Raw genomic sequence first — 15,110 nt, 5'->3', positions numbered from 1 at the left:
AAGAAGCAGGGGAGTGCGGCCATGAGCCTTTCGTCGGATCAGATGGAGTTGCGGGAGGAGGATATCCGCAAGCATTACCCGGCCGCCGCTGCGATGCTGGACGGGTTCGATCACACGCCGCGCGTGGCGCGCCCGGCAGAGGTGACGGCACCCGAACGCTCGCCCGGAATCGGGACGCGACGGCGGTTCCGGTCGACCACGCCGGGGCTGGTGACACGGTCGACCGCGCGGCCCGAAGGCGTGCGGTTGCTGGATCGGATCGAAGCGGCGGACGACGGCGATCCGCTGGTGTCGCCCGCGCAGGCGGTGGCGATGAACGCGCTACGGCGGGCGCTGGCGATTGCGCTGGCTGTTGGGGAGACCTTTGGCGAGGCCACCGCGCTTGGCGCGTTGAAACGGTCCAACCTGGCTGGTGATCTGCCAGAGGCGCGCAAGACCGAGTTTTCCGAGTTGCTGGCGGCCGAGGCGCTGGTGTCGCTGCATGTCTTCGCCAATGCGCTGGCGTTTCTGCTGTCGGCGCATGGAAGCGAGGTCACGGTCGAGGTGGGTGAGCCGCAGGAGGTGCTGACCGACAATGGCCAGCTGGCGCTGCATGGTGCGCTGTGGGAGTTGGATCAGGCGCTGGCGGCCCACGGCACCGACGATGCGCGCGCGATTGCCACGCTGGCGGCGCAGGCCGAGCAGGTGATGGAGAAGGTCGCCCTGCGTGCGCAGACGGCCGGGCAACTGGCCGCCTTTACCGGTGCGGCCTGGCATATCGAGGCTGACGATCTGACGATCCGGGGCTTTACGCCCGCGAGCAAGGCCAAATCGACCACGCTGACCATGACGTTCAAGAAGCCGAACGAGGTGGTGGGCAACCATATCGCCAAGTACCAGGCGCTGCGGCTGTCGAAGATGCTGATGGCCTATGATTTCGAGCGCAAGCTGAACCCTTTCGCCGAGCTGGGCGGGTTCATCTTTACCTTCATGGGCGATGGCAAGCCGGGCACCGGCAAGACCACGCTGATCCAGATGATGGCGGGGCTGATCAACGATTACTGCAAGGTCGCGGGCTATCCGTTTCGCTATCAGAACCTGAGCACGGAAAACATCGACAGCTACCAGGGCAAATCGGGCCAGAACGCCAAGGCCTTCATCAACACGATCATCGATCCCGGCGCCATCGGGTTCGGCACTATCGACGACATCGACCAGCTGGCGGGCAAGCGGGGCGACCGCCAATCCAGCGCCGGGCAGTTGGAAATCACCGCCGTGCTGATGGAAAGCTTTGCCGGGGCCAATACCGTGGTGCGCGGCAATTGTACCTTTGGCATGTTCTCGAACTATCCCGAAAACGTTGATGACGCCCTGCGCCAGCGGGCCGGGGCGCGGTTTCTGGTGGACGGGCCGCAGACGCGCGAGGATTACATCGACATCCTGTACCTGCTGATGGGCAAGAACCACGACATTCCGCTGGGCGCGCATGACGCCTTTGCCGCGCAAGAGATCAAGACCGCCGTCGCCGCCAGTTTCGAGAGCCATTCGCGCCCGCACGAGGCCGGGTTGCTGAAGGTCTTCGACCAGGTGCGCGATGCGGTGGGAGAGTTGGACACCATCGCCAAGATGGGCACCTATCTGAAGGGCATTCAGCAGGCCGACGAACGGTTCACGGGCCGCGCGATCAAGAACATCACCGATGCGGTGAAGGTGCGCGCGATGGATTTCGAGCTGCCGGACGAATGGATGGAAAACCCCGAGCTGTTCCTGTTCAAGAGCTATGACGAGAAATCGGCGATGATCTCCGAGCTGCGCGTGCCGATCACGACCGAGATGGTGCTACAGGAAATCAACCGCTACGCCGACAGCGAATTCCGCTATGCCGACAAGTCGGACGAGGTGGCGATTGAGACCATGGTGCGCGAATTCGGGCGTCAGGAGGAAGCGAAGCGGCGTTGGCTGGAGGGGAAGGGGTGAATACCATATTCGGTTTAGGGCTGTTTGTGCTTCTGACATTATTAGTATTCAAAGCTACAGAGTTTGAGCGGCGCCTGGTTCGGGGAGAGCCCAAGCTCAATACCTTTGTGATTTTTGGTTTGACCGCAACGGGTATGTTTTTGTGGTTAGTCGTTAGCATAGGCTTACGCGAAATCTGTCTTGAGACGGCTGAGGGAGTAATATGCACAAGCAAGTATGAAGAATTTATAGCCGGAACCCCGAATGAGGTTGGCGACACACTGGCTGGGGTGGCCTCGACACTGGCTCTAATTTGGTTTTTAGTAACTGTCTCGATTCAGCTTAATGAGTTGGGGCAGCAACGAAAAGAATTTCAAACTATGAACTCTCACTTGCAAGAGCAGAACTTCGATAGCTTCTTCTTCGGTTTGGTGAGTAGCTATAACTCAATAGTTAACTCTATGGATATAAGGCGGTCCGAGGGTGGTCGCGAAATTTATACCGGACGGGATTGTTTCAAGTTTTTCTACAGTGCGTTGAATTTAGAACCGTCAGAGAGGGCGTATCCTGAATTATCCGTTGATAATACGAAGAAGAAATTCGAAAGAATGTTTGCTCAGCACAGTGCTGATTTGGCGCACTATTTTAGGTTTGTTTATAATGCAATGAGGGTGGTAAATGAATCGGATGCGTCTGATAAACGTCATCGGCGCATGTTAAGGGCTCTACTTTCTGATGACGAGCTGCTAATAATATTCTATAATTGCTTAAGTGAAAAGGGGTGTGAAATGATCAGGTACGCAGAGATCTTTGAGCTATTTGATAATCTTCCTCGCGAGCGGTTGATTTATAAGAGGCATTGGGATGATTATTTTGGCCTTGTTTCGAAACTTCCCACTGGTGATGCCGGCTGGGAATTTAATCCAGTCTAATTCGTGGGAGGCTTGAGAGTGTTCGCGGTGTTGTGTCGAATGCGGGATGCCATAGCATTCAAATTAATATCTTCGGAGCGCTGTTGTCCACTACGGGGCTTTCAGAAAGGCCACACATGAAACGCCTCATCGAAAAGGGCCTGATGTTTGGCAACCTGTTCCATGTCTCGACCCCGGCGCTGGTCGAGCGGTACAATCGCGCCCTGCATCATCTGACCGGAAAGCGCACCGAGCAGAGCGATTTTCATATCGACCTATCTGGGTTTTCGCCGGAAATCGGGGATGAATTCGACGACCCGCTGTATCTGAACCATCGCGGGGTGAACCGGCAGTTCATTCTGCTGAGCACGGAACAGAAACGCTGCCCCTTGCTGAACATCAAGTTTTCAACCTCGCGCGCGATCCTGAAGCAATTCATCGAGGAAAACGAAAGCCAGCTGTTTGCGCTGACGGCGACCGATGCGGTGGCGGGAGAGCTGGTAAATTCGGTCTTCGACATCTCCGATCCGGCCCGGCTGTTCGATGTGGGGCGCGTCACGGTCGAGGCCGATACGACGGGGCGCACCATTGCCCATGCCGACCGGCTGCATGGGCTGGTGGATCGCTTCAAGACCGAGGAGGACGGCTGGTTCGACGATGTGCTGATTGCCGAGATGATCGGGCTGGCGCAGAAATCGGGCGACATCACGCGCAATCCGGTGCGGCTGGCGCGCAAGACCTATGCCCAGACCGATTTCTGGACGGCGCATTTCGGCGGGCTGTACCTGTTCCGCTCGGTCGATCATCCGGCGATCATCACCACCGGCGACAAGGACGCGCTGGGCGATCTGCCGATCAAGTACATCTTTGATCTGGGCGACCGGAACCGGATTGCGAAATTCTTTGACTACAACGATCTGGTTGAACCCATCGTCAAGGCGCGGGGCATCGACGCGGCGGCGATCCTGCGTCAGAAGATGGATTTCATCGTGATCGACGCGGCCGCCGATCTTGGTCTTGATCTGGATGCGCGGTCGCGCGGGGATGTGCGGCGGCTGGCGCGGCAGGTGTCAGACAGGTTGCCGCGCGCCTATCATGGGCTGCGCGAGCTGCTGCATTGGGCGGAAGAGGGCGGCAGCTGGCCGCGGATCTCTTCGGACGATCCGGCCTATTTCTATTCGCTGCGCGCCGCCGATACGCCGCATGCCGATCTGGTGAACATGCTGCTGGCCGAGCTGTGCCCGCTGGACATTCGCCAGCTGTTCATCTGCCACAAGGATCTGTTTTACCGGCTTTATCGCACCTGGCCCGACACCAAACGCGCCTTTGTCGCCGATTTTCTGGAGCGCGAATACCAGGTCGACAAGGCCGGTGCGCGGGCGGCGCTGTTCGGGCGCGAACCTGATATGGCCGGGCGCACCCCGGTCGAGGATATCGTGGCGCGGGTTGGCCCCTGGGGCGCGGTCAGGAGGTAGAGATGGCACTGATCCGGTTGATATTCTTTGGTTTCATCGGGCTGACGATCGTGTATTTTCTGGTCTCGATCTATTCCCGCTCGGTGCGGCGCGAAAAGCTGGAAAAGGCCTGGGCCGAAGAGCACCCCGAGAGCGATAACGTGCCCGCGCGTGATGCCTATGTGGCCGAGGGGATGGAGCAATATGAAAAGAGCCTGCGTCACAAGCTGATCCTGCTCGTCTATGTGGTGCCTGTTGCGCTGGTGATCGGCATCCACATCGTCACGACATATACCTGAAGGGGCCGCAATGCGCCGTATCAAGACGATTTTCCTGACGCTGGTTCTGCTGATCGTGGGGGCGTTCCTGCACTATGTGCTGCCCCAGCACGACATCGTCCGCATTACCTCGACCGAGGTGATCCGCACCGATTTCAACGGGATGAACCGCCTGTTCTATGCCCAGGCCGACAGCGGCGCGACCGAGCTGTCGACGCGCGATCTGCGGCTGATCAATACCGAGATGAAGAAGACCTGGCTGTTCGGGTTCATCCAGCGCGACAGCTCCAAGGTGATGGTTTATCGCAACGAGGATACTGGCTGGATCTGGCCGCCCTATTTCAAATTCGACAGTTCGGATCTGCAGGCGCAGGCGGCGGCAGAGGTGTCGAGCGCGGCCAATCCGCAATGGGCGGTGATGACGCATTATGGCTGGCGCAACAAGTACCTGACGATCTTTCCCAACGCGATCGGCATTCGCCCGGTGGCGGGGCCGGATGTGACGGTGATTCCGTGGTTCAACATCGTCTTCTTCATCTTCCTGATCGTCGCCTTCGTGTTCCTGCGCGCCGCATGGCGGCAGTTCCGCGAGCGTGCGATCGACCCGACGATGCAGGATGTGGACGACCGGCTGGACCGCGTCGGACATCAGCTGAACGAGCGGCGTGGGCGATTCCGGCGCTGGCTGGACACCTGGCGCGCGAAGCCCCGAAAGTAGGCCGTAAATAATTTTCGTAACCTGCGGAACCCGACGCACGGGCCGGCGTTATACATGCAAGAGCCAGCCGGTCTGCCTGGCGGTTCTTGCCCATCCGTCCCCCGGGGTTGTCCCACCCCGGTTCTGCGCCCGGTCTTCCCCAAGGCCGGGCGCAATTTCTTTCAGATCAATCCGCGAACAGGTGAATGTCGTTCAGGATCGTCTGTGCAGTCTCGTGGCTGGCGCCGATGAAGCCGGCCAATTGCTCGGCATTGCGGTCGGGCGTGTCGGTTTCGCGCAGCAAGTAGAGGTTGGCGAACCCGGCGTCGCGGATACGGTCGGATTCATGCATCAGATCGTTGCGCACCGTGGGCAGCAGGCGGGCCAGTGCCTCGGCCGAGGTTTGCTGCCCGGCCAGCCCCACCCGGCGCGCGTGCCCCGCCAGATAGCTATCGCTGAACTGGCAGTCGATTTCCAGCAGCCGAAGCTCGGCCCGGTCGGCGGCGAAATCGGTCAGCAGGTCGAAATTCGACGGATCAAGGCACAGGATCATGCGGTTGGAATCGTAGTATTCAAACAGCATCCGAACCAGTGACCGGCGGTGGCGGTGGCGCTTTTCCAGGGTTGTCTGGATGCCGCCCAGATCGGGCAGGCGGGTGTCGGACTCGTTGAACAGGTAATCCACCGCTGGCAGGTTGGTGGCCTTGCGCAGTTGTTCGACCAGCCGCTTGGCCACATGCCATTTCTTGCAGATGACGATCATCAACTCGCGTTCGCGGCCCAGCGAGCTTTCGGTTTCCCAGAATCGGGGCGCAAACCGGCGCCCGACGCGGCCGCGCCCGGTCAGGAACTCGAACAGGTTGCGCCCCTCGTTCGAGATTTGGAATTCGACATCGCGCGCCGCATAGAGCCGGCCCAGCCGCTTCTTCAGGTCGCTGGCCTGCGGGCTGATCTTGCGCGCGAACAGGAAATCCTGCGCCAGCAGCAGATCATAGTGATCGTTGTAAAAGGTAATCGGCATCCCGTAGTCGGAAAACATCAGGAAGGTCAGCGTGCGGGTCTCAATCTCGGTTTCGGGGACCAGATGGCGCACCAGAGTCTGGAAAAACGTTTCGTCCGGAATCCAGGTGGTGCGGAAGAAGCGCACGACATCGCGCCGTTTCGCGACGAAATCCATGATCCATTCCACCGTGCGCCGCCGCAGGCACCACCATTGGCTGCCGATCTGGATGCGCAGATCGGCCGGGATTTTCCGCTGCAGCCCCAGCCGTTTCTGGATCGCGTGGCTGGCATAGAACAGCCGCTTGTTGGCGCGTTCGTTGAAATAGTGGCGATAGGTCAGCCGGTCGGCCTTCATTCCGGTCTTGATCCAGCCGCTTTCAAAGAAATCGAAGCTTTCGATGTAATCCCTGTCGTGCGCATCAAGGACGCGGTGGGCATACTCGGCCGTCTTGATCGCCATGCAATCTCCCGACAGCATGTAGAAATGCGTGGCATCCGGGAAGGCGTCCAACGCGGCCTGGATCGCGTTCAGCGTGGCCTGCACCAGCGACCATTCCCCCCAGCCGCAACGCACCCGACGCGCGGCAAAGGTGACGTTGGGGGTATCCGACAGGTCACTGCGGATACGGTCGTAATCGGCCTGCGCGGCGTTGGCGTCAAAGTGAATCGCCATCACGTCGCCCGCCGCCGTCAGCCGGCGCGCCTGCTGCACCACGGCAGCCGGATCCTTGTGGCACAGCAGGATATAGGCGATTTTGGCCATGCCGCGTCTTGTTTACCTGTGGTTGAGCACCTGCCCCTTATTAGTGCCAGCCAAGGTGCGAATAAACCGTGTATGGCCGCCGCGCGCGGATATGCCCCGCGTCGTGGCGCGCGGGCAACCGTGAGATCTCTCTTTGTTAACAGAGATGCCGTTGCTATACCCCGGTGCACGAAGGCAATTTGGAAAGTGACGGCGCATGGGCTTCCCCGGAACGTGGATGACGGAAAGCGAAAGCCTGGTCTATCGTGTGGTGCCGAAATGCGCTTGTTCGACCATCGGCCAGATCATGTATTATTCCGATCACGGTCAGTTCTTCGATGGCGATATTCACGACGCCACGCAGGGCCTGCACAAATGGGCGCTGGACCACAGTCACGAACCGATCAGCCGGAACGTTCACGGGCATAATTCTTATGCCTTTACCTGCGTGCGCAACCCCTACACCCGCATTCTCAGTTCGTTTTTTGACAAGATCTGCGGCATCCAGCGCAATGGCAAGCGCTATCGCGGCAATCTGGTGCCGATGCTGGTTTATCAATACGGCGTCGATGTGGGTGGCGATGACGGGCAGGCCGAATTCGACCAGATCGCCAGCTTCCGCCGGTTCCTGCTGTTCGCGCGAGATACCATCCGCTGGCGCCGCCCGATGGATCCGGACATTCACTGGTCGGCCATGTCCGGGCATGTCGGCACCTTCGTCGCCAATGGCGGCACCTATGACAAGATCATCTGGACCGAGTCATTCGAGGACGGCATGACCGAGGTGCTGAACGCGATTGAAACTTCGGTACCCGTCGACCTTGCGGAAATCCCGCGCTTCAACGAAAGCGAAGGCCACGGCCCCAAGCGCGCCCACCCGGTCGAGGATTACTTCGACGATCTGTCGATGCATCTGGTCTATGAAATCTACAAGCGCGACTTTGACCTGTTCCGCTATGATTTCGAAAACCCGGCCAACAAGATGCCGCTGGGTGAGATCGACCTGGACGAGGTGCACGCCCGCCTGGCCGAGTAAGCCGCTATTTTCGCAACAGCCCCCCGGCGATGGCTTGCCTTGGCCGGGTTCAGCCCCTACATCGCCTTGTCATGGCCAAGGACAAGGAAAACCCCAATTACAAGGTGATCGCCGAGAACCGGCGTGCCCGCTTCGATTACGCGATCGAAGAGGATCTTGAGTGTGGAATCCGCCTTGAAGGGTCCGAAGTCAAATCCCTGCGCCAGAACGGTGGGAATATCGCCGAAAGCTATGCCGCCGTCGAAGATGGCGAGCTGTGGCTGGTCAACAGCTACATCGCCCCCTACGAGCAGGCCAAGATGTTCCGCCACGAGGAACGCCGCCGCCGCAAGATGCTGGTCAGCCGCAAGGAACTGGCCAAGCTGTGGAACGCGACCCAGCGCAAGGGCATGACGCTGGTGCCGCTGGTGATGTATTTCAACCATCGCGGGCTGGCGAAGGTGAAGATCGGCATCGCCAAGGGTAAAAAGCTGCACGACAAGCGTGAAACCTCGGCCAAGCGCGATTGGTCGCGCCAGAAACAGCGCCTGCTGAAAGACAACGGCTAGGCCGGCGGGGCTGCGCCCTTGCCTATGCGTCACCGCGCCTGTAGGTCATTTTCCCAGATGGCATAAGGCGCATGGCATGACACAGGACGATCCGAAAACCCTTGTTTCAACCGACTGGCTGGCGGCGCATCTGAAGGATCCCGATCTGCGGATCCTCGATGCGTCATGGTATCTGCCTGCCGAGGGGCGGGACCCCAAGGCCGAATATGACGCAGGCCACATCCCCGGCGCGCGGTTCTTCGACATCGACGACATTTCCGACCACCGCTCGGATCTGCCGCATATGGCACCCCCGGTCGAAAAATTCATGAGCCGGATGCGGGCCATGGGCGTAGGCGACGGGCATCAGGTGGTGGTCTATGACGGCGCCGGTCTGATGTCGGCGGCGCGGGTCTGGTGGCTGTTCCGCCTGATGGGCCAGACCAACGTCGCCGTGCTGGACGGCGGGCTGCCGAAATGGCAGGCCGAGGGCCGCGAGATCGAAGACATGCCGCCCATGGTGCGCGATCGCCACATGACGGTTCGGGTGCAGAACCATCTGGTGCGCGATGTGACCCAGGTGTCGGCAGCGGCCAAGCTGGGCGATCACGAGATCGTCGACGCCCGGGCCCCGGCGCGGTTCAAAGGCGAGTCGCCCGAACCCCGCGAAGGCCTGCGCAGCGGCCATATCCCCGGCGCGCGCAATGTGTTCTTCAAGACGCTGCTGAACGACGACGCCACCATGAAATCGCCCGAAGAGATCCGCGCCGTGTTTCAGGCCGCCGGGGTCGATCTGTCCAAGCCGGTCATCACCACCTGCGGCTCGGGCGTCACGGCGGCTGTGCTCAGCCTTGCACTGGAACACGCCGGCAAACCGGATCATTCCCTCTATGACGGATCGTGGTCCGAATGGGGCGCCTTTCCCACACTTCCCATCGCCACCGGAGACGCGTGATGTTCGAACAGCTCAAACCCCAGCCTGCCGACAAGATCCTGACGCTGATGCAGACCTATCGAGAGGATCCGCGCGCCGACAAGATCGACCTTGGCGTGGGCGTCTACAAGAACGCCCAGGGCGTCACCCCGGTGATGCGCGCGATCAAGGCGGCCGAGCATCGGCTGTGGGAAGAACAGGAAACCAAATCCTATGTCGGCCTGCTGGGCGATCCTGCGTTCTCGGATGCGATGATTGATCTGGTTCTGGGCGATGCGGTCCCGCGCGCCTCGGTCGCCGCGGCGGCCACCCCCGGCGGCACCGGCGCCGTGCGGCAGGCCTTTGAAATGATTCAATACGGAAACCCCAAGGCGCGGGTGTTCGTCTCTGATCCGACCTGGCCCAACCACATTTCGATCCTGAACTACCTTGGAATCGAGACGGTGGCCTACCGCTACTTCGACAGCGAAACCGGCGGGGTGGATTTCGACGGGATGCTGGCCGATCTTGATCAGGCTCAGCCTGGCGATGTGATCCTGCTGCACGGCTGCTGCCACAACCCGACCGGCGCCAACCTGAACCCGGTGCAGTGGCAGGAGGTGATCGCCGTTCTGAAGAAGACCCAGGCGATCCCGATGATCGACATCGCCTATCAGGGCTTTGGTGACGGGCTGGACGAAGATGCCGCCGCCACCCGCGCGGTGGCTGCCGCCATGCCCGAAACGCTGATCGCCGCCAGCTGTTCCAAGAACTTTGGAATCTACCGCGAGCGCACGGGTTTGCTGATGGCGGTCTCGCAAGGTGGCGCCAACACCGGCATCGCGCGCGACACGCTGGCTTTCCTGAACCGCCAGAACTTTTCCTTCCCGCCCGATCACGGCGCGCGGCTGGTGACGATGATCCTGACCGACCCCGAATTGCGCGCCGACTGGGCTGCCGAGCTGGAAGAGGTACGCCTGTCGATGCTGGGCCTGCGCAAGCAGCTTGCAGATGAATTGCAAAAGCTTACAGGCTCCGACCGCTTCGCCTTTCTGGGCCAGCACCGAGGCATGTTCTCGCGCCTCGGCACCTCGCCCGAGATGGTCGAAAAGTTGCGTGCCGATCACGGTGTTTACATGGTGGGCGACAGCCGCATGAACATCGCCGGATTGAATGCCCGGACCGTGCCCGTTCTGGCCCAGGCCATCGTCTCGGCCGGCATCTGACCTGCGGATATTCGCGCTTTGCGCGAAGCCTCCGGCGGGGATATTTAAGGCCCAAAGAAGCTGGGGGGAGCGGCTCTTCTTTGGGCTAAAAATATCCCGGGGGAGTCCCGCAGGGACGGGGGCAGAGCCCCTTTCTTCCCAGCAAAGGTCACAAAAAAGGCCCCGGCGCGATTGCCGGGGCCTTTCCAATTTTGTGTGAAGCGGCTTAGCCCTTCGAGAACTCGGGGTAGGCTTCCATCCCCAGTTCGGCCATGTCGAGACCGTTGATTTCATCCTCTTCGCTGACGCGGATGCCCATGATGGCTTTCAGGATGAACCAGACCACGCCCGAGACCACGAAGACGAAGATGCCAACCGCGATGATGCCCAGCAGCTGTGCGCCAAAGGTCGCGCCTTCGGTGTAGAACGGCACGGCCAGGGTGCCCCAGATACCTGCCAGCAGGTGGACCGGGATGGCGCCGACTACATCGTCGATCTTCAGTTTGTCCAGCATCGGGACGGTGAAGACAACGATCACGCCGCCGATGGCACCGATCCAGAGTGCGCCGAACATCGTCGGGTCAAGCGGACCTGCGGTGATCGACACCAGACCGGCCAGCGCGCCGTTCAGCACCATGGTCAGGTCGGGCTTCTTGTACAGAACCTGCGTCAGGATCAGCGCGGTCACGGCACCGGCCGCGGCGGCCATGTTCGTGTTGGCAAAGATGATCGACACGTTGTTGGCCGAGCCATTGGCGCCCAGGGCAAGCTCGGAACCGCCGTTGAAGCCGAACCAGCCGAGCCACAGGATGAACGTGCCCAGAGTGGCGAGCGCAAGGTTCGAACCGGGCATCGGAATGGTGCGGTTTTCCTTGTACTTGCCGATACGCGGGCCAAGGATCAGCGCGCCTGCAAGGGCCGCCCAGCCGCCAGCGGCGTGCACCAGCGTCGAACCTGCGAAGTCGTTGAAGCCCGCTTCGCTCAGCCAGCCGCCACCCCACTGCCACGAGGCTTCGATCGGGTAGATGATACCGGTCAGCACGACCACGAAGATCAGGAAGGGCCACAGCTTGATGCGTTCAGCCAGTGTACCCGACACGATTGATGCGGTGGTGGCGCAGAACATCAGCTGGAAGAAGAAGTCGGACGCGACCGAGTAGCCGGTGTCCAGATCGGGGTCGCCGTTGATGGCATAGGGCGAGAACAGGTTGCCCAGGTAGCCCGGAATGGCCCAGCTGTCGCCGGGATACATGATCGAATAGCCGATCAGCCAGTACATGATTGCCGCAATAGAAAACAGCGCGACGTTCTTGGTCAGCTGCATCGCAACGTTCTTCGAGCGCACGAGGCCCGCTTCGAGCATCGCAAAGCCTGCGGCCATCCACATCACGAGGAAGCCGCCGATCAGGAAGAGCAGCGTGTTAAGAACAAAGGCGAAATCGGTCGCCGGTTCGGCGGCCTCGGCGGTTTCCTGAGCCAGCCCCAGGGTCGGCAGCGCGATCAGCGCGGCAGAGGCGGCAAGAAGAGAGAGTTTTTTCATTTGTTGAAATTCCCTTGGATTGTCGGCGGCTTAGAGCGCGTCTTCGTTGGTTTCGCCGGTGCGCACGCGAACCGCCTGCGTCACGTCGAGGACGAACAGCTTGCCGTCACCGATCTTGCCGGTCTGGGCGGTCTTGACGATGGTATCGAGCACCTGATCGACCATCGCGTCGGCGACGACGATCTCGAGCTTGATCTTCGGCACGAAGTTCACTTCGTATTCCGCGCCGCGATAAATTTCTGTGTGGCCGGACTGCGATCCGAACCCCTTGATTTCAGTCACCATCATGCCGCGCACGCCGGCGGTGGTCAGCGCTTCGCGGACCTCTTCCAACTTGAATGGCTTGATTGTTGCAATGATGAGTTTCACCTCGGTCCCCTTCACTTGGCAGGCAGTCCTGCATCTCGTGATGCCAACAAGGCGTTGGGCGGCTTGAAATTGAAACCGTAGCTGCCCATGCAACAGGCCTCGATCCCTAAAAGTTGCACAAAATTTGCACAAATTAATGTTAATGCCCAATAATTGGGCGAATGATGAAGCCTCAAAACGCGTCGCGGGTATCCACAATCCCTGATCGCCGGGATAAGGTGGCGGCAATCAAAAGGCCGGGCAGGGCTGTTCATGGCAGACAAGAAGAAACGCACGCCGCCGTTGGTGGCAGACCGCCGCTATGCGGGCGCGAAACCCGCGCGGCCGCAAACGGCGCACGCAAAACCCAAACCCAACGTGGGCCCCAAACCGGGCACCGCGAAGCCTGCGCCGCGCAAGAAGGCCGCGCCGCGCAAGGCGCGTCGTTCGGCCGGCGGGGGCGGGATTGGCGGATTTTTCCGCGCGGTCTGGGGGTTTATCCTGCGGCTGGTCTGGCGCGTGACCTCGCGCGTGGCGCTGGTGGTGGCGCTGCTGGTCGGCCTGGCGGTGTTCTACGTTTACGCCGGTTTGCCCGAGGTGACGGCGCTGCTGGATGGACGCGCGCGCGGGTCTGTCACCTTGTTGGACCATCAGGGCAAAGTCTTTGCGTGGCGTGGAGACCAGTTCGGTGGGGTGGTCACGGCCGAATCCGTGTCGCCCAATCTGAAGAACGCGATCATCGCGACAGAGGATAAGCGATTCTATAGCCACTTTGGCGTCAGCCCGCGCGGGATCGCCAGCGCCGTGCGGATCAACCTGCAGGCCGGACGCGGGCCGCTGTCGGGCAACGGCGGGTCGACCATTACGCAGCAGACGGCCAAACTGCTGTGCCTTGGCGTGGAATACGACCCCAAGCAGTGGAAGAACGAAACCGAGTATGAGGCCGATTGCCGTCAGGGATCGCTGTGGCGCAAGGGGAAAGAAGCGATTTACGCCCTTGCGATGGAGGCCAAGTATTCGAAGGACGAAATCCTGACGATTTACATGAACCGGGCCTTCCTTGGTGCCGGGGCACGCGGGTTCGAGGCCGCCAGCCAGCGCTATTTCGGCAAATCCGCTGCCAATGTCAGCCCTGCCGAGGCCGCGATGCTGGCCGGGCTGCTGAAGGCGCCAACGCGCTATGCGCCCACGAATGATCTTGAACTGTCGCAAAGCCGGGCCGCCACCATCGTGCGGTTGATGGAGGAGCAGGGCTATCTGACGACGGCTCAGGCGCAGGATGCGCAGACAAACCCGGCCGAGTTGTCCGAGGCGGCCGAAGCCAAGGCGGGCGGCTATTTCGCCGATTGGGTAATGTCGAGCGGGCCCGAGTTCTTTACCCGCAAGACCACCGAGGATGTCATCATCCGCACCACGCTGGACCGGCGCCTGCAGACGGCGGCGGAAGACGCGATGAACTTCATCTTCTCGGAAAAGGTGAAGGAAGGGTCCAAGGCACAGGCGGCCATTGTTGTGATGTCATCCGACGGGGCGGTGCGCGCGATGGTGGGCGGGCGCAACACCAAGGTGTCGGGTGCGTTCAACCGGGCAACGCAGGCGCTGCGGCAGACCGGGTCTTCGTTCAAGCCCTTCGTCTATGCCACCGCGCTGGAACAGGGGTACTCACCGCTGGATACAGTGCTGGATGAACCGTTCTGCATGAATGTGCCCGGCTCGGGCCAGTGGTGCCCGGAGAACTATACCCACAAGCATTATGGCGTGGTGACGCTGGCGGATGCGCTGAAGCGGTCGCTGAACGTGCCTGCGGTGAAAGTGTCGGAGAACGTGGGGCGCGAATTGGTGCGCGTGGTTGCGGAACAGTTCGGCATCAAAAGCGATCTGGCCGCCGGGCCATCGCTGGCGCTGGGGGCGTCGGAATCGACGCTGATCGAGATGACGGGCGCCTATGCGGGCATCCTGAACGGCGGGTCCTCGGTACAGCCCTATGGTCTGGTCGAGCTGAAGCTGCTGGGCGATGAAGCGCCGCTTATGGGTGCTGAAGGTGGTATCGGAGAGCGGGTAATCCGCACCGAAGCGGCACAGCAGCTGATCTGGATGATGCAGAAGGTGATCGACGAAGGCACCGGCACGCGGGCAGCGATCCCGGGATGGGAGGCCGCAGGCAAGACCGGCACCACGTCCAGTTATCGCGATGCGTGGTTCGTGGGCTTTACTGCAGATTATGTCGCGGGCGTCTGGATGGGCTATGACGACAACACCCCTCTGACCGGGGTCACAGGGTCCGGCCTGCCCGCCGAGATCTGGCATGAAACCATGGTGCGGGTGCACGAGGGGCTGACGCCGCGCCCGCTGCCGTCCTTGCCGCCGCAGGGCGCCGCCCAGCCGCGCGATCCCGAGGTGGCGGCACGCGGGGACGGTCAGGGTGTGGGCGGTGTGATCGACAGCGTGTTGCGCGACATCTTTGGTGGTGGCCAGGCAGGAACGGCGCCCGTGCCGCAGGCGAACCGCTAGTGGCAAACGAA

13 protein-coding genes are annotated in these 15,110 nt (G+C 61.0%); 10 read left to right on the top strand and 3 right to left on the bottom strand.

Features of this window, described 5'->3' with window-relative positions:
- Positions 1–21 precede the first annotated feature (21 nt).
- From FGK64_RS06670 to FGK64_RS06650, 5 genes are all read left to right on the top strand, one after another.
- Positions 22–1,956: an AAA family ATPase gene (locus tag FGK64_RS06670; RefSeq protein ID WP_138862971.1), complete on the top strand. Its 1,935-nt coding sequence runs from the start codon at positions 22–24 to the stop codon at positions 1,954–1,956.
- A complete protein-coding gene (locus FGK64_RS06665) occupies positions 1,953–2,867 on the top strand; it encodes a putative phage abortive infection protein (RefSeq protein WP_138862970.1) in 915 nt (304 codons plus the stop codon). Before FGK64_RS06670 ends, FGK64_RS06665 begins: the two co-directional genes overlap by 4 nt.
- Positions 2,868–2,983: 116 nt before the next feature.
- On the top strand, positions 2,984–4,321 hold the full coding sequence (locus FGK64_RS06660) for a DUF6638 family protein (protein ID WP_138862969.1): 1,338 nt from the start codon (positions 2,984–2,986) through the stop codon (positions 4,319–4,321).
- Positions 4,322–4,323: 2 nt separating this feature from the next.
- Positions 4,324–4,599 (top strand): hypothetical protein, encoded by a 276-nt coding sequence (locus FGK64_RS06655; RefSeq protein WP_138862968.1) that lies wholly within the window; start codon positions 4,324–4,326, stop codon positions 4,597–4,599.
- Positions 4,600–4,609: 10 nt separating this feature from the next.
- Positions 4,610–5,296, top strand: a complete 687-nt coding sequence (locus FGK64_RS06650; protein WP_138862967.1) for a DUF1523 family protein — start codon at positions 4,610–4,612, stop codon at positions 5,294–5,296.
- 166 nt (positions 5,297–5,462) lie between these two features.
- Here FGK64_RS06650 and FGK64_RS06645 read toward each other — a convergent pair whose 3' ends face one another.
- On the bottom strand, positions 5,463–7,040 hold the full coding sequence (locus FGK64_RS06645) for a DUF5928 domain-containing protein (protein ID WP_138862966.1): 1,578 nt from the start codon (positions 7,038–7,040) through the stop codon (positions 5,463–5,465).
- A gap of 196 nt (positions 7,041–7,236) precedes the next feature.
- Here FGK64_RS06645 and FGK64_RS06640 point away from each other — a divergent pair, with 196 nt between their 5' ends.
- From FGK64_RS06640 to FGK64_RS06625, 4 genes are all read left to right on the top strand, one after another.
- A complete protein-coding gene (locus FGK64_RS06640; RefSeq protein WP_138862965.1) occupies positions 7,237–8,055 on the top strand; it encodes a sulfotransferase family protein in 819 nt (272 codons plus the stop codon).
- A 71-nt stretch (positions 8,056–8,126) separates the two neighbouring features.
- Positions 8,127–8,603 (top strand): SsrA-binding protein SmpB, encoded by a 477-nt coding sequence (gene smpB, locus FGK64_RS06635; RefSeq protein WP_138862964.1) that lies wholly within the window; start codon positions 8,127–8,129, stop codon positions 8,601–8,603.
- A gap of 76 nt (positions 8,604–8,679) precedes the next feature.
- On the top strand, positions 8,680–9,537 hold the full coding sequence (gene sseA / locus FGK64_RS06630) for a 3-mercaptopyruvate sulfurtransferase (RefSeq protein WP_138862963.1): 858 nt from the start codon (positions 8,680–8,682) through the stop codon (positions 9,535–9,537).
- Positions 9,537–10,721 (top strand): amino acid aminotransferase, encoded by a 1,185-nt coding sequence (locus FGK64_RS06625; protein ID WP_138862962.1) that lies wholly within the window; start codon positions 9,537–9,539, stop codon positions 10,719–10,721. The genes sseA and FGK64_RS06625 overlap by 1 nt, the downstream gene beginning before the upstream one ends.
- Positions 10,722–10,926: 205 nt before the next feature.
- On the opposite strand, the gene FGK64_RS06620 is transcribed toward FGK64_RS06625, so the two are convergent.
- Together FGK64_RS06620 and FGK64_RS06615 are read right to left on the bottom strand one after the other, a co-directional pair.
- A complete protein-coding gene (locus FGK64_RS06620) occupies positions 10,927–12,240 on the bottom strand; it encodes an ammonium transporter (RefSeq protein ID WP_138862961.1) in 1,314 nt (437 codons plus the stop codon).
- A gap of 30 nt (positions 12,241–12,270) precedes the next feature.
- The gene (locus FGK64_RS06615) at positions 12,271–12,609 is read right to left on the bottom strand and encodes a P-II family nitrogen regulator (protein ID WP_138863087.1); all 339 of its coding nucleotides are present in this window, start codon (positions 12,607–12,609) and stop codon (positions 12,271–12,273) included.
- Between the two features lie 252 nt (positions 12,610–12,861).
- On the opposite strand from FGK64_RS06615, the gene FGK64_RS06610 reads away from it, so the two are divergent.
- Positions 12,862–15,099, top strand: coding sequence for a transglycosylase domain-containing protein (locus FGK64_RS06610; RefSeq protein WP_138862960.1), 2,238 nt, complete (start codon positions 12,862–12,864; stop codon positions 15,097–15,099).
- Positions 15,100–15,110: the final 11 nt, after the last annotated feature.

Origin of the sequence: Arenibacterium halophilum, assembly GCF_005938225.1 — a bacterium.
Classification (GTDB): Bacteria; Pseudomonadota; Alphaproteobacteria; order Rhodobacterales; family Rhodobacteraceae; genus Arenibacterium; species Arenibacterium halophilum.
The sequence above is the reverse complement of the archived record's forward strand: the minus strand, read 5'-3'. Positions and strand labels throughout refer to the sequence as shown.